The following is a 19,136-nucleotide window of genomic DNA, read 5'->3' as shown; positions in this document are numbered from 1 at the left end:
CGCGCCGTCCGGCCGCCCCCACCCCTCGCACGTCCGAGCCCGTACGCGAAGGAGCACCGCACCCGTGACAGCCGAAGCCTCCCTTGGCACCCCGCCTCCCCGCGCCCGCACCGTGGACGTCTGGTTCGACCCCGCTTGCGCCTACACCTGGCTGACCAGCCGCTGGCTGCGGGAGGCGGCCCGGGTCCGTCCGCTGGAACTGCGCTGGCACCTGATGAGCCTGTCCCTCCTCAACGAGGGCCGGGACGACGACCCCGAGGGCGACCCGGAGGGGTATCTGATGGTGCCGGTGCGGATCGGCACCGCCGTCCGGCACCACCACGGGCAGGAGGCCCTGGCCCGCTTCCACGCCTCGCTGTGGGCCGATCTCGGCGCCCCCGGGGAGCAGGGCAGCCGGAAGTGGATCAACGATCCGGCCCTGGCCCTGGCCCACGCGGGCCTGCCGGAGGAGCTTGCGGCGGCCGGGACCTCCACCGCCTACGACGGGGAGCTGCGGGCCTCGCACGCGAAGGCCGTGGGGCTGCTCGGCCCCCGGCCCGGGACGCCGGTGGTCGCCGTCGGGGAGCCGGGCGAACCGCACCGCCCCTCCCCGGCCTTCTTCGGGCCGGTCATCTCCCGCGTACCGAAGGGGGAGGCGGCGGGGCTGCTGTGGGACGGGACGCTGCTGGTGGCCGGCACCCCCGGGTTCCACGCCCTCAAGGGGAGGCCCGCCGACCCGGATCCGGACGTGACCGAGGCGGATCCGGCGTGACCGGGCCGGCGCCGACCGGCCGTCGGGCGGGGCGTGCGGACGCCCGCGGGTCCCCGGGGTCAGTAGTTGCCGAGGCCTCCGCAGACGTTGAGGGCCTGGGCGGTGACGGGGGCGGCCGTGTCGGTGATCAGGTAGCCGACCAGGCCCGCCACCTCCTCGGGGGTGGTGTACCGGCCCAGGGGGATCTTCGCCTGGAACCGTTCGAGCACGGCCTCGGTGGAGATGTCCCATGCCGCCGCGTACCCCGCGCGGACCCGCTCCGCCATCGGCGTCTCGACATACCCCGGGCAGACGGCGTTGACCGTGATGCCGGTCCTGGCCAGTTCCAGGCCCAGGGCCTTGGTGAAGCCGACTACGGCGTGCTTGGAGGCCGAGTAGGGCGCACCGAGCACCACACCCTGCTTCCCGCCCGTGGAGGCGATGTTGACGACCCGTCCCCGGCCCCGGTCCAGCATGCCGCCGGTGGTCAGCACGGCCCTGGTGACCCGGAACACGCTGTGGAGGTTGGTGTCCACGACGTCGAGCCACAGCTCGTCCGTCAGTCCGGCCGTGGGGCCGCCCCCACTGCGTCCCGCGTTGTTGACGAGGACGTCGATCGGACCGTACCGGTCGACGGCGGCGCGGACGAAGGCGTCCACCTGCCCGGTGGAGCGCACGTCGCAGGTCTGCCCGTCGGCGTCCACACCCTCCTCGCGCAGGAGTTCGACGGTGGCGGCGACGGAGTCGGCGTCCCGCGCGCAGAGGAAGACCCGCAGGCCGTCCCTGCCGAGCGAGCGGGCCACGGCGAGACCGATCCCGCTGGTCGCCCCGGTGACGACGGCGACCCGTCCTTCGGTGCCGGTCATGGTTCCTCCCGGATCGTGGCATCGGATGTGCGTTAGCGGCCCGAGGGTGGCAACGGACGCTCGACAGGCGGTCGACCGGCCGCGTTCACCGCGGTTCGAGCCGTTCGAGAGGACGGCCGGGAAACGTCGGCGGGTCCGGGACCGGGCCTGCCGCACACACGATGAGAGACGAAGGAGAAGGAACCATGACCGTTCTGGTGACGGGTGCCACGGGGAACGTGGGCCGGCATGTGGTGGCGGGGCTGCTGAAGGCGGGTGAGCCGGTCCGTGCGATGACCCGCTCGCCCGGGCGTGCCTCGCTGCCGGAAGGGGTGGAGACGGTCCGGGGCGACCTCGCCGATCCGGCGAGCCTCGACGCGGCCCTCTCCGGTGTCGACCGGGCGTACCTCTTCCCGCTGCCGGGAACCGCCGAGGAGTTCACCGCGCGGGCCGTCAAGGCGGGGGTGCGACGGATCGTCGTGCTGTCCTCCGTGGCGGCCGAGTACGCCGACGGGGACTACAGCGGCGACCACCACACGGCGGTGGAACGGGCGGTGGAGGCGTCCGGTGTCGAGTGGACCCATGTCAGGCCGGGTGAGTTCATGGCCAACCTGCTGGACTGGTGGGCCCCCTCGATCCGGGCCGAGGGCGTGGTCCGCGCTCCCTTCGGCGCGACCCGCAGCACCCCTGTGCACGAGGCCGACATCGCCGACGTGGCGGTGACGGCGCTGCTGGAGGACGGGCACGCCGGGAAGGCGTACTCCTTCGCCGGCCCGGAGTCCCTGGCCAAGGCCGAGCAGGTGCGTGTGCTGAGCGAGGTCCTCGGCCGCGAGATCCGCTTCGAGGAACTGACGGTGGAAGCGGCCCGCGCGCTGTGGCTGGGCCAGGGGATGTCCGCCGAGGCGGTCGACTGGCTGCTCCAGGACCCGGTGGACGTGCCGGTGGGCCCCACCGCCGAGCGGGTCACCGGCCGGCCGGCCCGCACCTTCGCCCAGTGGGTTGCCGATCACCGGACGGACTTCTGACGGGCCGCGTCCCGAGGGCGTTCAGCGGCGGTTGAGCGGGGCTCCAGCCGGCCCGCCGACGGTGGTCGGGACCTTCTTCGCGGACCGATGGGAAACGCCCTCATGGTGGATGTCGCACAGAACGCCCTGATCCGACGGCTGGTCCGGGCCGGAGCCGGCTCCGACGACGAGATCGACGCCCTGCTGAAGGAGGTCGGTCTCGCGGACGTGGCGGGCGTCCTCGTCGGGGAGGTGCTGTTCCGCTGCCCCGATCCGGTCAACACCGCGCCCGTCGACGTGGCGCTGGACGTCACCCACGGCGGCGAGCGGCACTCCGCCGTCCTGCGCATGGTGCGCGACGAACCGATCCGCGTGGTCGGGGACGACTCCGCGCGCGTGCGCTCCCGGGTCACGTTCACGGCGGCGGGGCTGGTCCGCCGGCTCCACGGGCCGGCGGACTCCCCGCGCACGGGGGACTTCCACAACTCCTTCGTGCCGACGCCCGGGGAGCCGGGGCAGGTGCGGGAGCTGCTCGCCGAGATGAACACGGTGCTGCGGGCGGCGGCCCAGGCCACCGCGACCCTGATGGCCGGCTGCACGGGGCGCGCCCCCGACCTGGGCGAGCTCTCCATCCGGTACGGCTCCGACAAGTGGGCCAGCTTCCACTGGTACACGGCCCACTACGAGCGCCACTTCGCCCCTTACCGGGACCGGCCGGTGCGGGTCCTGGAGATCGGCATCGGCGGCTTCGACGACGACCTCGGCGGCGGCTCGCTGAAGATGTGGAAGCGCTACTTCCCCCGGGGCACGGTCTTCGGGCTGGACATCTACGACAAGACGGCGCTGACCGAGCCCCGGCTGACGGCGTTGGTCGGCGACCAGAACGACCCGGAGTTCCTGACCGGGCTGGCCCGCGAGCACGGGCCGTTCGACATCGTCATCGACGACGGCAGCCATGTGAACGAGCACGTACGCACCTCGTTCCGGGCCCTCTTCCCGTACGTGCGGCCCGGTGGCCTCTACGTGATCGAGGACCTCCAGACCGCGTACTTCACCGACTTCGGCGGCAGCGCGGGCGGGGTCGCGGGCCCCGACACGTCGCTCGGTCTCGTCAAGGAGCTGATCGACGACCTGCACCACCGGGAGCACCGCGAGCCCGCCGTCGTCCGCCCCACCCCGACGCAGAGCACCGTCACGGCGGTGCACGCCTACCACAACATCGTCTTCGTGGAGAAGGGGACGAACGGGGAGGACACGCTACCCACGTGGATGGACGCGGACGTGTGGACCGCGCTGGGCGCCAAATGAGCAGCCGGGGAGAACGAGGAGGAAGGAGGGGAGCGGCCATGCGCGTTCTGTTCACCGTGTCCACGTGGCCCACCCAGTACGCGGCCATGGTGCCGCTGGGATGGGCGCTCCAGGCAGCCGGCCACGAGGTCAGGGTGCTGTGCGCCGCCTCGCAGGCGGCCGCGGTGGGCCGGGCCGGCCTGGTACCCGTGCCGGTCCTCGGGGGGATGGAGGAGGTCCTGCGGCTGCGCCTGCAGTACCACGCGGAGGCGGTGGCCGGGATCTGGCCGTACCCGTGGCTCCCTCCCCACCCGCTGACGGGCGAACGGCTCGACCGCCTCGACGCTTTCGACACCCGCCGCTTCGAGCGGGAGGTCGCGCCCGAGCTGGACGCGTCGACGGCCCGGAGCTTCGACGCGGCCGTGGACTATGCCCGGGACTGGCGGCCGGACCTCGTCCTGTACGACCCGGGCAGCCTGGAGGGGCTGCTGGCCGCCAAGGTCCTGGGCGTTCCGGCGGCGCTCTGCCTCTGGGGTCCGGCGAGCCCGCACGACCCCGATCACATGCGGATCGTTCCCACCGACCGCAGCGGATCGTTCGCCCGGTACGGCCTGGGGCCGTTCGACCTGGCGATGATCGAGCGGGTCGTGGACCCCAACCCGCCGTCCCTGAAGGTGCCGATCGGTTCGGGGCGGCTACCGGTGCGCTACGTCCCGTACAACGGCGCCGGGTCCGCCCCGGCATGGACCGCGCGGCCACCGGAGGGCCGCAGGGTCTGCGTCACCTGGTCCACGGCCCTGTCCACCGTCTCCGGCCCCGACTCCTATCTGCTCCCCCGGATCGTCTCCGCCCTAAACGGACTGGACTGTGAGGTCGTGCTCACCGCGACCGCGCGGGACGTAGCCGCACTCGGCCCGGTGCCGCCCTCCGTCCGTGTGACGGAGAACCTGCCGCTGGCCGCCCTGCTGCCGGGCTCCGCCGCCGTCGTCCACCACGGGGGCAGCGGCAGCACGCTGACGTCCCTGTGGGCGGGGGTCCCGCAGTTCATCGCGACGTTCGCGTCGGAACAGCAGGTCACCGGGGAGCGGGTGGCCGCCACCGGGGCCGCGCTCCACGTCCCCGGGCATCTCGCGGACGAGGCGGCGATCCGGGCCGGCGTGGAGCGGCTGATCGAGGACGGCGCCCATCGGGCCGCGGCCGGGCGGCTCCGCGAGGAGGTCACGGAGGCGCCGACGCCGGCCGCGCTCGCCACCACGCTGGAGGCCCTGGTGACCGGCGCCTGAGGAGCGGGATCCCGGCAGCGGATCCGAGTGCGCGAAGGTCGAGGCGCATACGAGGTCCGCTGCCGATCCTGCGGGGCATGACCACCCGAAACGAAGGAACCGAAGGAACAGGCCATGAGGCCCGGCCGGGGGACGGGGCCGGGCGCGGGATCGTCGTCACCGGCGGCGGCACCGGCATCGGCCGCGCCACGGCTCGCGCGTTCGCCGCGCGCGGGGACCGGGTGCTCGTCGTCGGACGCACCGCGGCCGCGCTCGACGCGACCGCCGAGGGGCACCCCGGCATCCGGGGCCTCGTCGCCGACGTCACGGAGCAGGACGCCCCCGAGCGGATCGTCGACACGGCCCTGGACGTCCTCGGCCGGATCGACGTCCTGGTCAACAACGCGGCCGCGATGGGGTACCGCCCGCTGGCCGCGCTGGACCGGACCGAGGCCGAACGGCAGCTCCACACCAATCTCCTGGCCCCGGTCCTGCTCACCCGGGCCGCCCTTGAACCCCTGGCGGCACGGTCCGGCACGGTGGTGAACATCGGCTCGGCCGGCGCCCTCGGCCTGAGGTCCTGGCCCGACAACGGCCTGTACGGGGCGGCCAAGGCCGGGCTCGACTTCCTCACCCGCACCTGGGCCGTCGAACTGGCCCCGCGCGGCATCCGGGTGGTCGGCGTCGCCCCCGGGGTGACCGACGTCGGTGCCGGCCCGGGGCCGGACGGCGGCGACCCCGCGTACGGGGACTTCCTGAAGGGGATCGCTGCCCGGACGCCGAGCGGCCGGGTCGGCCGCCCCGAGGAGATGGCCTGGTGGATCGTGCAGCTCACCCGTCCGGAGGCCGCCTACGCCAACGGGACGGTGGTTCCGGTGGACGGCGGGCTCTCCCTGACGTGACCCCGGCCCTCCCACCGTCCCGCCCGGCGGCCCCGTCCGCACGCCGACCCGGTCCGTCCGTCCGAAAGGGGAGCGCCGATGCGCGTCCTGTTCCAGCCCTTCGCCGCCGCCACCCACGTGGCCGCCCAGGTCCCGCTCGCCTGGGCGCTGCGCGCGGCCGGTCACGAGGTGCGGGTCGCCACCCAGCCGGACGTGGTCGAGGACATCACCGGGGCCGGCCTGACGGCGGTACCGGTCGGTGAGTCCCTGCACGTCGCCGCCAAGATGAACCCCACCGAGGCGGACCTGCCGGAGGAACTGCGCGACGGCGCCTGGCTGCGGGTCCTCGACCCGGGCGAGGTCCGCCCGGAGCGGCTGACGCCCGAGCACCTGCACGGGGTGTTCGCCGCCTGGACGCCGCTGGTCCACCGGAACACGGTGCCGGACCGGATGATCGACGACCTCGTCGCCTTCGCCCGGGACTGGCGGCCGGACCTGGTCGTCTGGGACACCATGACCTACGCGGGCCCGGTCGTCGCCCGTGCCGTCGGTGCCGCGCACGCCCGGCTGATGTTCGGGCTCGACCTGGTCGGCCTGCTGCGCGAGCGGTACCGGGCCGTCCTCGACCGGCTGCCGCCGCAGCTGCGGGACGACCCGCTGGAGGAGTGGTTGGGTCACGTCCTGGAACGCCATGGTTTGGAGGGCCCCGGCCGGGGCTTCGACGAGGAGCTCGTGGTCGGCCAGTGGACCCTGGACCCGGTGCCCACCTCCCTCGCCCTGCCGGTCTCCCTTCCGCGGGTTCCGGTGCGTTACGTGCCGTACAACGGCCGGGCGGGCGCGCCCCTCCGGCTGGACGAGCCCGCCGGGCGACGGCGGATCTGCCTCACCCTCGGCGTCTCCTTCCGGGAGGTGGTCGGCGAGGACCAGGCGTCGGTCGGCGAGCTGCTGGAGGCCGTGGCCGACCTGGACGTCGAGGTGGTGGCCACGCTCGACGCCGGACAGCTCGACGCCCTCGGGCCGCTGCCGCCGAACGTCCGGGCGTTCGACTTCGTCCCGCTGGACGAACTGCTGCCGAGCTGCGCGGCGGTCATCCACCACGGCGGGGCGGGTACCTTCCTGACCGCCCTGGCCCACGGGGTCCCGCAGGTCGTCGTCCCGTCCCGGATGTGGTGCAACACCCCGCGCGCGGAGCGGGCCGGGGCGGCCGGGGTGGCGCTGACGTGTCCGCCCGAGCGGCTCACGGCCGCCCGGCTGCGCACGATGGTGACCCGCGTACTCGACGACCCGTCCTTCGCGCGTGCGGCGGCCCGGGTGCGTACCGAGATGCTCGGGACGCCGACGCCGGCCGGGATCGTACCGGTCCTCGAACGGCTGACGGCCGCCCGTCGGACGGGCGCATGACATACGGTCGGAACCGGAAGATCGCTGTCTCCGAGGATTGGGGCGACGTCACCTTGAGGACGCACATTCCGTATCTCCTGGCCGTGGCGAGCACCGTCGCGACGCGCCGGGTGGACGAGCGGCTGGCCGCGTACGACCTGACGGTGCGCCAGTACGGACTGCTCGCCCAGCTCTCGCTCGAACCCGAACTGACCATGGCGGAGCTGGCCCGTCAGCTGGGCATCGCCCGCCAGTCGGTGCACCAGCTGGTCAACGAACTCGTCGAGGCCGGCCACGTACGCCGCCGCCCGGGTGCCGACGACCGCTCGCGCCGGCTGGAGATCACCGACACCGCGCACTACCTGCTGACCCGCATCGACGAGCCGCTGCAGCGGGTGGAGGCGGAACTGCTCGGCGATCTCGCCCCGTACGAGGCCGAGAACCTGCGCAGCCTCCTCCAGCGCGTCCTGGCCCACGCCACCGACGACGAGGCGTGGCTGCCCGCCCGCTGACGACCGCCCCCGGGCGCACCAACGGGGGTCGAGGCGGTGTCGAGGTCCGCTCCCTAGCCTCGCCGCCATGCGTGTGCTCTTCGTCACCCTGGCCGCCCCACCCCACTTCTTCGCCCAGGTGCCGCTGGCCTGGGCCCTGCGCGCCGCCGGACACGACGTGCGCGTCGCCAGTCAGCCCGATCTCATGGACACCGTGACCGCCGCCGGGCTGCCCGCGGTCCCGGTGGGACCCCGGCTCGCCCAGAACGAGTCCGTGGAGAAGCTGCGGCAGCGGCGGGAGAAGGCCGCCGAGCGCCTGGCGGAGCCGCCGGACGCCCAGGAACTGATGCGGATGGCGGAGGACCGGCCCGAACGGCTGACCCCCGACTTCCTGGACGGCCTGTTCACGGTGATGACCTCGGCCATCTTCCAGAACTTCTCGGCCGAGGAGACCGTGGACGACCTGGTGGCACTGGCCCGGCGGTGGCGCCCCGATCTCGTCGTCTGGGACACCCTGATGATGGGCGGGGCGGTCGCCGCCCGCGCCTCCGGGGCGGCCCACGCCCGGCTCCTCTACGGACTCGACCTGGTGGGCGCGGCGCGGGAACGGCACCTGGCCGCGTCGGCCGGCCGGCCCCGGGAACTGCGGGAGGACCCGCTGGCCGAATGGCTCGGCTGGACGGCGGCCCGGTACGGCGTCGGATTCACGGAGGACCTGGTGACCGGCCAGTGGACCCTCGATCCCGCTCCGGCCTCGCTGCGGCCCCCCACCGCCCTGCCGTGGGTGCCCTTCCGTCACGTTCCGTACAACGGGCGGTCCGTGGTGCCGGAGTGGTTGCGCGAACGGCCGGCCCGGCGCCGGGTCTGCCTCACCCTGGGGCTCTCGTTCCGCGAGGTGATGGGCGGTGAGCAGACCTCCGTACCGGCTCTGCTGGAGTCGCTGGGCGAGCTGGACGCCGAGGTGGTGGCGACCCTCGACTCCGGGCAGTTGGCCGAGGTCGGCCAGGTCCCGGCCAATGTGCGGGTGGTGGACTTCGTACCGCTGGACGCCCTGCTGCCCACCTGCTCGGCGATCGTGCACCAGGGCGGCTTCGGCACCGCGCAGAACGCGCTGGTGCACGGCGTGCCCCAGATCGTCGTCCCCAACGACCTGTGGGACATCCACCCGCGGGCGGCGCTGATCGAACGGTCGGGGGCCGGACTGCGCCCGTCCGGGTCCGGTCCGCTGCGCCCGGCGGAGCTGCGCGGCCTGGTGACGCGGGTGCTGGAGGAGCCCTCGTACGCGCGGAACGCGGCCCGGCTGCGGAACGAGATCCAGGCCGCCCCCTCGCCCGCCGAGCTGGTTCCGGTCCTCGAAGCGCTGACCGCGCGTCACCGCCGTCTCAGCTGAGCCGGCCCAGCGCCTCGGCCAGGGCCGCGCGCCACGACCGGGGCGCCGGGATGCCCGCCTCACGCCAGCGGTCGTGGCCGAGCACCGTGTACCGGGGCCGGGGGGCGCGCCCGCCGAAGACGGCGGCGGACACCGGCCTCACCCGCCGGGGATCGGCGCCGAGCAGCCGGAACACCTCGCGTGCCAGCTCGTACCAGCTGGCCCGACCCGCGTTGGTGGCGTGGAAGACGCCGTTCGCCCCGGGGACGCCTCCGAGGGCGATCAGGGAGCGTGCCACGTCGGCCGCCCAGGTCGGCTGCCCCACCAGATCGGCCACCACGTCCACGGGGTCGCCGCCCCGCGCCCGCTGGGACATGGTGCGGACGAAGTTGGGCCCGTGCTCACCGTGGAGCCAGGCGGTGCGGACCACGGCTCCCAGGTCCGGCAGGAGCGCGAGGACCGCTCGTTCGCCCGCCCGTTTGCTGCGTCCGTAGACGTTGAGGGGGGCCGTGGGGTGGTCCTCGGGGTACGGGGAGCCGGCATCGCCGGGGAAGACGTAGTCGGTGGAGAGGTGCAGCAGCCGGGCCCCGTGGCGCGCGCACAGGCCGGCGAGGTGCCGGGGGCCTTCGGCGTTGACGCGGAAGGCCCGGTCCGGCTCCGTTTCTGCCGCCTCCACGGCCGTGTAGGCGGCGCAGTTGACCACGAGGCCGGGGCGGTGCCGGGCGAAGGCCGCGGCGAGCGCGTCGGGATCGGTGACGTCCAGGGCCCGCCGATCCAGGCCGACCGCGTCCGCGCCCTCGGCCGCCAGGGCCGCCGTCACCTCACGGCCGAGGAGTCCGCCCGCCCCGGTGACCAGCCACCTCATCCCGGGGCCCGGACCGCTGTGTCCAGCGGCTCGCGCAGACGGCGCTTGAGCGGTTCCCACCAGTCGCGGTGCCGCCGGTACCAGTCGACGGTGGCCGGGAGGCCGTCGGCGAAGGCGTGCCGGGGACGGTAGCCGAGCTCGGCGCGGGCCTTGCCGTCGTCGAGGGCGTAGCGCCGGTCGTGGCCCTTGCGATCGGGCACCCGCCGGATCCGGCTGGAGTCGGCCCCGCAGGCGTCGAGGAGCAGTTCGGTCAGTTCCCGGTTGGTGAGGCGGGTGCCGCCGCCGAGGTGGTAGACCTCGCCGGCCCGTCCCCGGGTGCGGACCAGGTCGATGCCGGCGCAGTGGTCCTCGACGTGCACCCACTCGCGTACGTGGGTGCCCTCGCCGTAGAGCGGTACGCGCTCCCCGTCCAGCAGGTTGGTGACGAAGAGCGGGATCAGCTTCTCGGGGAACTGGCGCGGCCCGTAGTTGTTGGAACAGCGGGTGATCCGCACGTCGAGCCCGTGGGTGCGGTGCTGGGCCAGGGCGAGCAGGTCGGAGGCGGCCTTGGAGGCCGCGTAGGGGGAGTTGGGGCTCAGCGGGCAGTCCTCGGTCCAGGCGCCCTCGGCGATGGACCCGTAGACCTCGTCGGTCGAGACGTGGACGAAGGGGCCGACGCCGTGGCGCACGGCCGCGTCGAGGAGCGTCTGGGTGCCCAGCACGTTGGTGCGGACGAAGGGCTCCGCTCCGGCGATGGAGCGGTCCACGTGCGATTCGGCGGCGAAGTGCACCACCTGGTCGGCGCCGGCCGTCAGCCGGTCGACCAGGACGGGGTCGCAGATGTCCCCGTGCACGAACCGCAGTCGGGGGTGGGAGACGTCGAGGTTGTCGAGGTTGCTCGCGTAGGTCAGGCGGTCCAGCACGGTGACGTGGACGGCCGGATCATCGGACAGCAGGGAACGGACGTAGGCCGAGCCGATGAAACCGGCCGCTCCGGTAAGCAGGAGATTCACGCGGGTCATGGTGCCCGCCGCGGGTCGAGCATCCGACGACGGTCCATGGTCGCGGCCCTCCTCCGGCTCCATCCGTCGTCGACCCGTCGGTGACCGGCGCGGCCGAGACTCGGGCGTCGAGATCCCGAACGCCGGAGGAACCATGGCCCTGTTCGCTGTCCTCGCCACCCAGTCCCCCACCGGAATCCCCGCCGACGAGTTCCGGCGGCGGCTGCCCGAGGGCTTCGCGTACGTCAAGGAACTGGTCGGCAGGGGAGTCATCCGGCACAACTGGATCCGGGTCGGCGCCTCTGGCGGCCTGCTGATCTACGAGGTGGACTCCCACGAGGAGCTGAACACCCTGCTGTACGGGAACCCGCTCAGCCCGCACCTCCGCTTCGAGGTGATCCCGCTGGCGGAGGTGGGCGGCTTCGACCCGACGGCCTTCGAGAAGCGGGGCGGCGCGGCAGGGGACGGCACCGTCACCCGGTGACGAGGGCGCGGGCGAGGCTCCGGTAGAAGGCGGTGACCCCGGGTTCCTTCGGGGAGAGGTGGCCGCGCTCCGCGAAGCGGGAGCCCGCCACCCGCTGGACGGCCTCCATGCCGAGACGGTCCTCCCGGTTGACCACCGCGGCGCTCTCCTCGTTCTGCTCGCGGAACGCGTCGCGGTCCTGGCCCTCCAGGGCGGAGGGGTGCGTGAGCACCCCGCCGCGGACCTCGACGCGGTCGATGGCCAGCGGGATCATGGCGGTCCAGACGACGGAGTCGCCGAAGGCCGCCAGACTGCTGCACGGGAAGACGGCGCAGTTGTACATGGTGGCGCGCTGCGCGGCGGAGAGCGGCAGCGCCGTGGCCGCGAGGGGTTCGCGGAACGGGCTGAGGAGCCGGGTCACCCAGGACGAGTCGGTGCGCACCTCCATGGCCCCGCCCGGCGGGGTGATGAGCGCCACGGTGGTGGGGTGGAGTCCCATGGCGTGGTAGTTCTCGTGGGCGTTCTGGACCGCGATCTTCCAGTTGCACCGCCACTCCTCGGTCCAGGTGGCGATCGGTGTCATCTCCGGCAGCCGGTAGGCGTCGAGTTCCCGGCCGATCCGCCGCAGGTGCGGCGCCAGCGGCTCGGCGTCCGGGTCGGGATTGACGAAGACGAAGCCCCGCCACTCCTCCACGGCCGGCGCAGGCCGGCGCGCGCCCGGGACGGACCGCGCCCGCAGTGTCCCGTCCTCGCCCCGGAGGACGGTGACGGGCCGGCCGGCGGGGGAGACGGTGAAGCACCCTCCGGGTTCGGACGGTGCGCCGGTGTGGCCCGCCAGCAGCCAGGACCGTCCGAAGACCAGCTCCCGCTCCGCCGCCCACAGCTCGGGGGAGGTGAAGGCCGCCGGGGACAGGCTCACCTCGGGTGCGTCCGCTTCCAGATACCCGGCCAGCTCCGCCACGATCTCGGTGAGCGTCATGCCTCTCGCCGTTCCTTTCCGTACCGGGCCGTGAGCCGCTCGATCTCGGCGACGGCCTCGTTGGGTGTCGGCATCTCCTCGATCTCCCGCCGCAGACGCTGCGCGTTCGCCGCGAACGACGGGTCCGTCAGCACGCGCGCGACGTTCTCCCGGAAGCGGTCCGCGGTGAACTCCCGCAGCGGGAGGGACAGGACGTTGCCCTGCTTCTCGTAGGCGGCGCCCATGGACTCGGTGACCCACTCCCAGCCGGTGAGCAGGACCTGGGGAACGCCGTGGAACTCGGCCGTGGCTTTGGTCTGGTAGCCACCGTGGTGCACCACCGCCGCGCAGGTCGGCAGCAGGTCGTGCATCGGCACCCGGTCCACCACCCGCACGGCGTCCGGCAGCGGCGGCAGATGGGCGCGCTGCCGGGCGGAGAGCGCGGCGACCACCTCCACGTCCAGCTCGCCGAGCGCGCCCAGCATGCCGATGAGGACCGTGTCGAGGTCCCAGAGGCCGTAGCTGCTGTCGATGCTGACCCCCAGGGTCAGGCAGACCCGGGGGCGCAGCGGTGGCTCGCGGAGCCAGCGGGGCACGACCGCCGGCCCGTTGTAGGGGATGTAGCGGGCCGGGACCGTCGGGATGCCCAGGTCCTCGCGGAGGCTCGCCGGCCGGGTGTCGACGGTCCACTGGCCGGTGAGCACGGACTCGTGGAACCGGGTCCCGGCACCGAGGCGTTCCAGCGTCCAGTCCAGCCACTCCGCCGTGGGGTCCTCGCGGTGCTCGGGCTCCTGCTCCGCGGCCAGGCGCAGGAAGGTCCGCCGGGTCCCCAGTTGCATGGCCAGCTCGGGCCCGGAGACCAGACGGGCGTGGGCCGCGCCCACGGTGAGCGCCGCGACCGGGCCCGCCAGGCAGAGCGTCTCCCAGATGACGAGGTCGGGGCGCCAGTGCCGGGCGAGGGCCACCAGTTCGTCGATCATGGTGTCGGAGTTCAGGCGGGAGTTGAGGGCGGGCACGATGACGCTCTCGTAGCCGAGCTGCTCCTCCCAGGTCTCCACCCGGTCCGGCTCCCGGTCCTGGTCGGCGGTGCCGAAGTGGGCGATGGCCTCCTGGTGGAACTCGCCCAGCGCCTCGTACCACGGGGGGCTCTCGATCGGGACGGCCGTGATCCCGGACCGGGTGACGGTCTCCACCACGCCGGGGACGCAGGCGGCCCGCACCTCGTGGCCGGCGGTGCGCAGCGCCCACGCCAGCGGGGCGAGCAGCTGGAAGTGGCTGCCCTCCAGCGAGGTGAACAGAACCTTCATCGGACTTCTCCTCTTCTTGCCCCGAGGCCGGTCGGCGGGGACGCGGACGTCCTCGGGGGAGCCTTCGGGGCGGTCGTACCGGCCGCCCCGCCGTCGGCCGTCGGGGTGGTCGTGGCCCTGACCCGGACGCGGGCCGGACCCCGGGTCAGCGGAGCCCTGGGGCGGCGCACCACGGGGGCCGTGAGCTGCACCCGGGCGTACCGGTCCGCCAGCCCCGCGAGGGCGGTCTCGGCCAGGGCGCGGTGGAACGGGGCCAGGGCGCGGTGGCCGGGAGCCGTCACCGCTCCCGGACCGCCGTCGTGCAGGACCGCGAGCCGCTCGCCCTCGGCGATCCGGGCCCCGGCCACCTCCAGGTCGGCACGGGCCACCAGGGGCGCGATCCACCCGGGCGGCTCCGCGCGCAGCGCCTCCTCGGCCGTCCGCCGGGCTTCGCGGGCCGACGGCGGGAGCCGCGACCGCAGCACGGTCCGGGTGACGAGGTCGGCACCGGTGCGGGCGGCGACGGCGACCGTCGCCGGGCCCGGTGCGCCGGTGGGAGCGCAGGTGAGGAGGGACCGCAGCTCGTCGAGGCCGCTGCGCAGGCGCCTGGTGACGGCGAGCCGCTGCGGGCACACCACGGCGTCCTGGGCGGGGCCGCAGGCGGCGAGGGCCTCGGCGAACCGGTCGAGGTCCCTCCCGGGGATCGCGCACACCTCGGCGAGGGCGCCCGCCGCCAGCGGCTCGGCCACGTCGGCGACCAGGTCGAACTCGGGTCCCGCCGCATCGAGCAGCCGCGCGCAGAGGGAGTCGAGGCCGGTCGGCACCCGCACGTCCGTCACGGCGGCCTCCCCCGGCAGGACCGCCACGTGCCCGATGCCCGGGTGAGCGAGCAGCGCGGCCGCCGTGGCCGGGTCGGCGGTGACCCAGGCTCCGGTGCGGGAGCGCCACAGCGGCCCGGCCGCCAGGACCCGTTCGCGCAGCGGCCACGGGTCCTCGTCGATGTCGCAGAGCAGAGCGGCGTACGGGTCACCCTTGAGCCGGTGCAGCCACAGCGTGCCGTGCTCGCGCTGCAACCGCTCCCCCAGTTCCGCGAGCTCCTCCTGCTCCGCCGGATCCCCCGGCTCCGCGTACTCCCCCGTGGTCACGAGATGGCGCCGGGATCGGCGGTGATCAGGGGGAACCGGTCCCCGTCGACGGGCGCGCCGGGCGCGAGGTGGGCCACCGGATGGTCCTGGACGCCCGGACGGTACGTGGCGTCGGAGTCCATGTAGACGGAGGCGAAGGCGAGCCGGCGCTCCCGGTCGGTGTTGACCCCGGCCATGTGCACGGTGCGGAAGTCGTGGAAGACCACGTCCCCGGCGCGCATGGGGACCGCCACCCTGGGGTTGAACGGGAACTCGGGCCAGATCTCCTCCATCGGCCGGTAGTCCTGGAACCCGGCCAGATGGACCTGGCGGTGTTCGAGGGGGCGCCGGTGCGATCCGGGAACGTAGATCAGGCATCCCCGGTCGGCGGGCACGTCCGCCAGGGGGATCCACGCCGTCAGCGCCCGGGTCAGTCCGGCGAGCGGGAGCCCCGGCTCGTCGTCGTGGACCACGGTGGGCAGGTGTACGTCGGGGTCCTTCTTGAGCACGTCGGTGCCGTAGAGCCGCAGCGGCCCGCCGGCGAGGTGTTCGGCGGCCCGGGTGACGGCGGGATGCAGGGCCAGCCGGCGCAGTGCGGGGTGCTTGCGCCAGGCCGCCTCGACGTAGTGGACCTGGGTCTCGTCCTCGGAGGCGCCCCAGATCGCCGGGCCCTCGTCGGCGAGGAGCTCCTCGGCGGCGGCCCGGAACCCGGCGACCTCCTCGGCGGACAGCACCGCCCGGAGGTGGACGAATCCCTGGTCGTGGAAGCGGCGGAGGGCCTCCTGGGTCGGCAGGCCGCTCTCCGTCAGATCGGGGGTTGTCAGCACGTGATCGCCTTTCCTCGTCGGGTGGGAGGGCGGGAGGGACCGCGGGAGGGCGGGAGGGACCGCAGGAGGGCGCGGGAGGGGGGAAGGGCGCGGGAAGGCGTTCATCCGAGGGACTCGACGAGCCCGCCCACCGTCTCGGCCGGCGTGGGCATCGCGAGCATCTCGTCCCGGACCTGGTGGGCGTTGTCGCGGAGGCGCTCGTCCTTGAGGAGCGCCCGGCACTCGGCGGCGCCGAGCGTCCCGGGCTCCGCCACGATCCCGATGCCCCGCGCGGGCAGCAGGTCCGCGCCCGTCTGCTGGTACGAGCCCCGCGGGATGACGCACTGCGGGAGCCCGGCGGCGGCGGCCGTCAGCATGGTCCCGCTGCCGCCGTGGTGGATGACCGCGGTGCAGGTGTCGAGGAGCAGGTCGAGCGGGGCCCAGTCGACCAGCCGGACGTTGGGCGGCACGTCGGCCAGCAGGGCCGGGTCGCCACCGCCCAGGGTGAGCACGAATTCGGCGTCCACGCCCCGGGCCGCTTCCATGAGCGGGCCCAGGATCGCGATGCCGCCCCACTGGGCCTCGATGGTGCCGAGGGTGACGGCGATGCGTGGCAGCCGGGGCTTCTCCGCGAGCCAGTCGGGCAGCACGGTCCCCCCGTTGAACGGCAGGTGGCGCACCGGGCGGGCCTCGGGGGTCCGGCGGTCCTCGGGGAGGAGGGCGGTGAGGCTCGGCGGGAGCGTGGTGAGCGGGAGGGTGGCCGGAGGCTCGCCGGTGACGCCGTGCCGGTCCCAGTGGGGTTCCATGCCGGCACGGAGCAGGGTGCGCAGCCGGGCGCCGCTGTCGTACGAACCCAGCCGGGGCTCGACGAGGGGCACGCCGAGCGCGGCGGCCAGAAGGCGGCCGGCTCCCTGGAGGGGCGGGGCGACCACCAGGTCGGGGGACCACTCCCGGGCCGCCGCCAGGGCGCCGTCCGCCATCACCCCGGAGACCCGGGCGAAGAGCGTGGCCAGTTCGGCGTCCTCGGGGTCCTCGGCGAACATGGGGTGGTCCGACGGGCCGTCGGCCCCGGCCGCGGTTCCCCGGGGCACGTAGACGGGCAGGTAGTCCAGGCCCGGGGTGACGTCCACGACGTCGAACCCCGCCTCGGCGACGCCCAGGCTGAGCCCGCCGGTGGCGTACCGGACCCGGTGGCCGGCCGCGCGGAACGCCTGGGCGAGGGGGACGGTCGGGAAGAGGTGGCCGAGGCCGGGAGAGGTCACGAACAGGACGCGCATGCTGCCCCCAGGCAGGAATCGAGGGATGCGTTTCGTCGGGGTCCCACGAGACCGGGGCTCACGGGGCGGTCCCGAGAAAGAGACCCCGGCCGGAGTGCGGACCGGGGACGTACTCGACGGTGAGGCCGGCGGCCCGGAAGGCCGTCTCGTAGGCCGTGCGGGTGAAGAGGGAGATGCGGTGCGTCTCGGTGAAGTGCCGGGCGCCCGTGCGGGCGTCGGCCACCACGTAGTGCACGTCCATCCGGCACGCCTCCCCCTCACGCGCGGAGTGCGAGACCCGGGCCACGGTCCGCCCCGCCACGGTGGCCACGTCCGCCGAGACGTGCCCGTCGAGGTACGTCTCGGGGAACCACCAGGGGTCCACGGCCACCACTCCGCCCGGCGTCAGGTGCCGGGCGAAGGCGGCCAGGACGGCGTGGAGTTCGGCCTCATCGGTCGCGTAGCCGAGGGACCCGAACATGCAGGTGACCACGTCGAACCGGGTGTCCAGATCGAAGGCCCGCATGTCACCGACGTGCACGGGGACGTCCGGCAGCGCACGGCGCGCCGCGCGGACCATGGGCTCGGACAGTTCGAGGCCCGTCACCGCGTCGAAGAGCCCCGCGAAGTGGCGCAGGTGCGCTCCGGTGCCGCAGGCCACGTCGAGGAGGGAGCGGGCGTCGGGCCGCAGACGACGGACGTGCCGGGTCAGCTCGCGCGCCTCGGCCCCGTAGTCCTTGCCGCGGCTCTCGTGGATGAGGTCGTGGATCTCGGTGAGTTCAGCGCCGTACATGCACGGATCGTCGGAAGGAGGGCTGGAGGAATCACCCAGGACGGGTGGAGGCGCCGGCGGCGGCGCGTCGACCGGGCGGCGACCGATTCACCAGGACGCGCGGTCACCTTCGACCGGACGGGACGGGACCCGGGACAGCACCCGGGTCGAGAACCGGAACGAGCGGAGGGCCGACGTGGACGTCGGGGAGATCGTGGCGGAGTTGGAGCGCTATCTGGGGCCGGACGCCGAGGAGTTGAGCCTGCCCCCGGCGGCGTTCACCTCGCCCGAGCTGTGGAAGGTGGAGCAGGAGCGGGTGTTCGGCCGTTCCTGGGTGCTGGTGGCGCACGTCGACGAACTGGCGGAGACCGGGGCCTACGTGGCCCTCTCGGTCGCGGGCGAGCCGGTGGTGGTGGTCCGGGGCGAGGACGGGACGCTCCGGGGGATGTCGCCGGTGTGCCGGCACCGGCTGATGCCGGTGGTGGAGGAGGGTTCGGGCCGCACGGACGTGTTCACCTGCCCGTACCACCTGTGGCGGTACGGGCTCGACGGCCGGCTCGTGGGCGCCACCCACATGAAGCGGAATCCGGCGTTCGATCCCGCGGCGTGTCAGCTGCCCCGTTTCGCGGTGGAGGACTGGCACGGGTTCGTCTTCGTCAACCTCGACGCCACCGCCGAGCCCCTGGGTCCCCACCTGCGGCGGATCGGCGAGGACCTGGCCAACTACCGCCTGCCGGAGCTGACCCAGGTCGCGGGCTGGACGGAGGAGTGGCACTGCAACTGGAAGGTCGCCGTCGAGAACGCGCACGAGAACTACCACGTCATGGGCTTCCACCCGGAGACGCTGCAACCGACCACGCCCGGCGGCGCGGAGACGACGGTCCGGTCGGACTCACCCTGGGCCGACAGCATGCGGGTCCGGTACTCGGCCCCGCTCGAGCCCGTCGTCCTGGACCTCACGGAGGAGGAACGGGCCCATCTGTACGGCTTCTTCGTCTTCCCCTCGGGCAGCCTCGCCGCCTCGGGCGACATGGTGATCTGGCTCAGCCTCATCCCCTCGGCCCTCGACCGCACCACGGTCCGGGGCGGGGTCCTGATGCCGGCCGCCATGGTCGAGGGGCAGGACCGGGAGGCCGTGCGGAAGGAGGCCGAAGCCTACGCCTCCGTGATCAACGGCGAGGACCGCCGGGGCCTGGAGGCGGTCCAGCGGGGCGCCGGATCCCGCTTCGCCGGACGGGGCCATCTTTCCCCCAAGGAACCCGGCGTCCTCCTCTTCTACCGCTCCCTGGCCCGTGCCCTGCTCAGCGAGGACGTCGACTGGCCCGGCGCCCGCTGAGGCTCCGTACTCCCCCGCGGGTACCCGTGAGCACCGTCACC

19 protein-coding genes are annotated in these 19,136 nt (G+C 74.2%); 10 read left to right on the top strand and 9 right to left on the bottom strand.

Annotated features, from left to right (window positions below):
• The first annotated feature begins 64 nt into the window (after window positions 1-64).
• A complete protein-coding gene (locus ABZ567_RS16880) occupies window positions 65-751 on the top strand; it encodes a disulfide bond formation protein DsbA (RefSeq protein ID WP_360789979.1) in 687 nt (228 codons plus the stop codon).
• Window positions 752-810: 59 nt separating this feature from the next.
• On the opposite strand, the gene ABZ567_RS16875 is transcribed toward ABZ567_RS16880, so the two are convergent.
• Complete coding sequence (locus ABZ567_RS16875) at window positions 811-1,596, bottom strand: SDR family NAD(P)-dependent oxidoreductase (RefSeq protein WP_360789977.1); 786 nt, start codon at window positions 1,594-1,596, stop codon at window positions 811-813.
• 185 nt (window positions 1,597-1,781) lie between these two features.
• Here ABZ567_RS16875 and ABZ567_RS16870 point away from each other — a divergent pair, with 185 nt between their 5' ends.
• The 7 genes from ABZ567_RS16870 to ABZ567_RS16840 all read left to right on the top strand — a co-directional run bounded on the left by ABZ567_RS16870 (window position 1,782) and on the right by ABZ567_RS16840 (window position 9,270).
• Window positions 1,782-2,600, top strand: a complete 819-nt coding sequence (locus ABZ567_RS16870; RefSeq protein ID WP_360789974.1) for an NAD(P)H-binding protein — start codon at window positions 1,782-1,784, stop codon at window positions 2,598-2,600.
• Window positions 2,601-2,702: 102 nt separating this feature from the next.
• Entirely contained in the window at window positions 2,703-3,887 is a 1,185-nt protein-coding gene (locus ABZ567_RS16865) for a class I SAM-dependent methyltransferase (protein ID WP_360789971.1), read from the top strand.
• Between the two features lie 38 nt (window positions 3,888-3,925).
• Window positions 3,926-5,149 carry a nucleotide disphospho-sugar-binding domain-containing protein gene (locus ABZ567_RS16860; protein ID WP_360789968.1) on the top strand — a complete coding sequence of 408 codons (1,224 nt, stop codon included), beginning with the start codon at window positions 3,926-3,928 and terminating at the stop codon, window positions 5,147-5,149.
• A 149-nt stretch (window positions 5,150-5,298) separates the two neighbouring features.
• Window positions 5,299-6,030: an SDR family oxidoreductase gene (locus ABZ567_RS16855; protein WP_360790889.1), complete on the top strand. Its 732-nt coding sequence runs from the start codon at window positions 5,299-5,301 to the stop codon at window positions 6,028-6,030.
• Between the two features lie 78 nt (window positions 6,031-6,108).
• Window positions 6,109-7,410, top strand: a complete 1,302-nt coding sequence (locus ABZ567_RS16850) for an activator-dependent family glycosyltransferase (protein ID WP_360789964.1) — start codon at window positions 6,109-6,111, stop codon at window positions 7,408-7,410.
• 83 nt (window positions 7,411-7,493) lie between these two features.
• The gene (locus tag ABZ567_RS16845) at window positions 7,494-7,901 is read left to right on the top strand and encodes a MarR family transcriptional regulator (RefSeq protein WP_360789962.1); all 408 of its coding nucleotides are present in this window, start codon (window positions 7,494-7,496) and stop codon (window positions 7,899-7,901) included.
• Window positions 7,902-7,968: 67 nt separating this feature from the next.
• Window positions 7,969-9,270, top strand: coding sequence for an activator-dependent family glycosyltransferase (locus ABZ567_RS16840; protein WP_360789959.1), 1,302 nt, complete (start codon window positions 7,969-7,971; stop codon window positions 9,268-9,270).
• Here the strand turns inward: ABZ567_RS16840 and rfbD are convergent.
• A complete protein-coding gene (rfbD, locus tag ABZ567_RS16835) occupies window positions 9,263-10,114 on the bottom strand; it encodes a dTDP-4-dehydrorhamnose reductase (RefSeq protein WP_360789957.1) in 852 nt (283 codons plus the stop codon). The genes ABZ567_RS16840 and rfbD overlap by 8 nt on opposite strands.
• Window positions 10,111-11,106 carry a dTDP-glucose 4,6-dehydratase gene (rfbB, locus tag ABZ567_RS16830; RefSeq protein ID WP_360789954.1) on the bottom strand — a complete coding sequence of 332 codons (996 nt, stop codon included), beginning with the start codon at window positions 11,104-11,106 and terminating at the stop codon, window positions 10,111-10,113. The genes rfbD and rfbB overlap by 4 nt, the downstream gene beginning before the upstream one ends.
• A gap of 142 nt (window positions 11,107-11,248) precedes the next feature.
• On the opposite strand from rfbB, the gene ABZ567_RS16825 reads away from it, so the two are divergent.
• On the top strand, window positions 11,249-11,578 hold the full coding sequence (locus ABZ567_RS16825) for a muconolactone Delta-isomerase family protein (RefSeq protein WP_360789951.1): 330 nt from the start codon (window positions 11,249-11,251) through the stop codon (window positions 11,576-11,578).
• Here the strand turns inward: ABZ567_RS16825 and ABZ567_RS16820 are convergent.
• The 6 genes from ABZ567_RS16820 to ABZ567_RS16795 form a co-directional block, all read right to left on the bottom strand.
• Window positions 11,568-12,536 carry an SRPBCC family protein gene (locus tag ABZ567_RS16820; protein ID WP_360789948.1) on the bottom strand — a complete coding sequence of 323 codons (969 nt, stop codon included), beginning with the start codon at window positions 12,534-12,536 and terminating at the stop codon, window positions 11,568-11,570. The two genes, ABZ567_RS16825 and ABZ567_RS16820, sit on opposite strands and share 11 nt — an antisense overlap.
• Window positions 12,533-13,822 carry an activator-dependent family glycosyltransferase gene (locus ABZ567_RS16815; protein ID WP_360789946.1) on the bottom strand — a complete coding sequence of 430 codons (1,290 nt, stop codon included), beginning with the start codon at window positions 13,820-13,822 and terminating at the stop codon, window positions 12,533-12,535. Before ABZ567_RS16815 ends, ABZ567_RS16820 begins: the two co-directional genes overlap by 4 nt.
• A complete protein-coding gene (locus tag ABZ567_RS16810; RefSeq protein ID WP_360789943.1) occupies window positions 13,819-14,946 on the bottom strand; it encodes a hypothetical protein in 1,128 nt (375 codons plus the stop codon). Before ABZ567_RS16810 ends, ABZ567_RS16815 begins: the two co-directional genes overlap by 4 nt.
• Window positions 14,943-15,752 carry a phytanoyl-CoA dioxygenase family protein gene (locus ABZ567_RS16805; RefSeq protein ID WP_360789940.1) on the bottom strand — a complete coding sequence of 270 codons (810 nt, stop codon included), beginning with the start codon at window positions 15,750-15,752 and terminating at the stop codon, window positions 14,943-14,945. Before ABZ567_RS16805 ends, ABZ567_RS16810 begins: the two co-directional genes overlap by 4 nt.
• A 101-nt stretch (window positions 15,753-15,853) precedes the next feature.
• Window positions 15,854-17,008 carry a nucleotide disphospho-sugar-binding domain-containing protein gene (locus ABZ567_RS16800; protein WP_360789937.1) on the bottom strand — a complete coding sequence of 385 codons (1,155 nt, stop codon included), beginning with the start codon at window positions 17,006-17,008 and terminating at the stop codon, window positions 15,854-15,856.
• A gap of 58 nt (window positions 17,009-17,066) precedes the next feature.
• Window positions 17,067-17,780, bottom strand: coding sequence for a class I SAM-dependent methyltransferase (locus ABZ567_RS16795; RefSeq protein WP_360789934.1), 714 nt, complete (start codon window positions 17,778-17,780; stop codon window positions 17,067-17,069).
• Between the two features lie 175 nt (window positions 17,781-17,955).
• Here ABZ567_RS16795 and ABZ567_RS16790 point away from each other — a divergent pair, with 175 nt between their 5' ends.
• Window positions 17,956-19,095 carry an aromatic ring-hydroxylating dioxygenase subunit alpha gene (locus tag ABZ567_RS16790; RefSeq protein ID WP_360789931.1) on the top strand — a complete coding sequence of 380 codons (1,140 nt, stop codon included), beginning with the start codon at window positions 17,956-17,958 and terminating at the stop codon, window positions 19,093-19,095.
• The last annotated feature ends 41 nt before the right edge of the window (window positions 19,096-19,136 follow it).

This window comes from Streptomyces sp. NPDC016459, assembly GCF_040632845.1.
Lineage (GTDB): Bacteria > Actinomycetota > Actinomycetes > Streptomycetales > Streptomycetaceae > Streptomyces.
Note: the sequence above shows the minus strand (reverse complement) of the source record. Positions and strands in the feature narration are given on the sequence as shown.

Coding starts and splice junctions, on each gene's coding strand:
- ABZ567_RS16875 (WP_360789977.1), bottom strand. CDS start 1,596: ATGACCGGCACCGAAGGACGGGTCGCCGTCGTCACCGGGGCGACCAGC.
- ABZ567_RS16870 (WP_360789974.1), top strand. CDS start 1,782: ATGACCGTTCTGGTGACGGGTGCCACGGGGAACGTGGGCCGGCATGTG.
- ABZ567_RS16865 (WP_360789971.1), top strand. CDS start 2,703: ATGGTGGATGTCGCACAGAACGCCCTGATCCGACGGCTGGTCCGGGCC.
- ABZ567_RS16860 (WP_360789968.1), top strand. CDS start 3,926: ATGCGCGTTCTGTTCACCGTGTCCACGTGGCCCACCCAGTACGCGGCC.
- ABZ567_RS16850 (WP_360789964.1), top strand. CDS start 6,109: ATGCGCGTCCTGTTCCAGCCCTTCGCCGCCGCCACCCACGTGGCCGCC.
- ABZ567_RS16840 (WP_360789959.1), top strand. CDS start 7,969: ATGCGTGTGCTCTTCGTCACCCTGGCCGCCCCACCCCACTTCTTCGCC.
- rfbD (WP_360789957.1), bottom strand. CDS start 10,114: ATGAGGTGGCTGGTCACCGGGGCGGGCGGACTCCTCGGCCGTGAGGTG.
- ABZ567_RS16825 (WP_360789951.1), top strand. CDS start 11,249: ATGGCCCTGTTCGCTGTCCTCGCCACCCAGTCCCCCACCGGAATCCCC.
- ABZ567_RS16820 (WP_360789948.1), bottom strand. CDS start 12,536: ATGACGCTCACCGAGATCGTGGCGGAGCTGGCCGGGTATCTGGAAGCG.
- ABZ567_RS16815 (WP_360789946.1), bottom strand. CDS start 13,822: ATGAAGGTTCTGTTCACCTCGCTGGAGGGCAGCCACTTCCAGCTGCTC.
- ABZ567_RS16800 (WP_360789937.1), bottom strand. CDS start 17,008: ATGCGCGTCCTGTTCGTGACCTCTCCCGGCCTCGGCCACCTCTTCCCG.
- ABZ567_RS16795 (WP_360789934.1), bottom strand. CDS start 17,780: ATGTACGGCGCTGAACTCACCGAGATCCACGACCTCATCCACGAGAGC.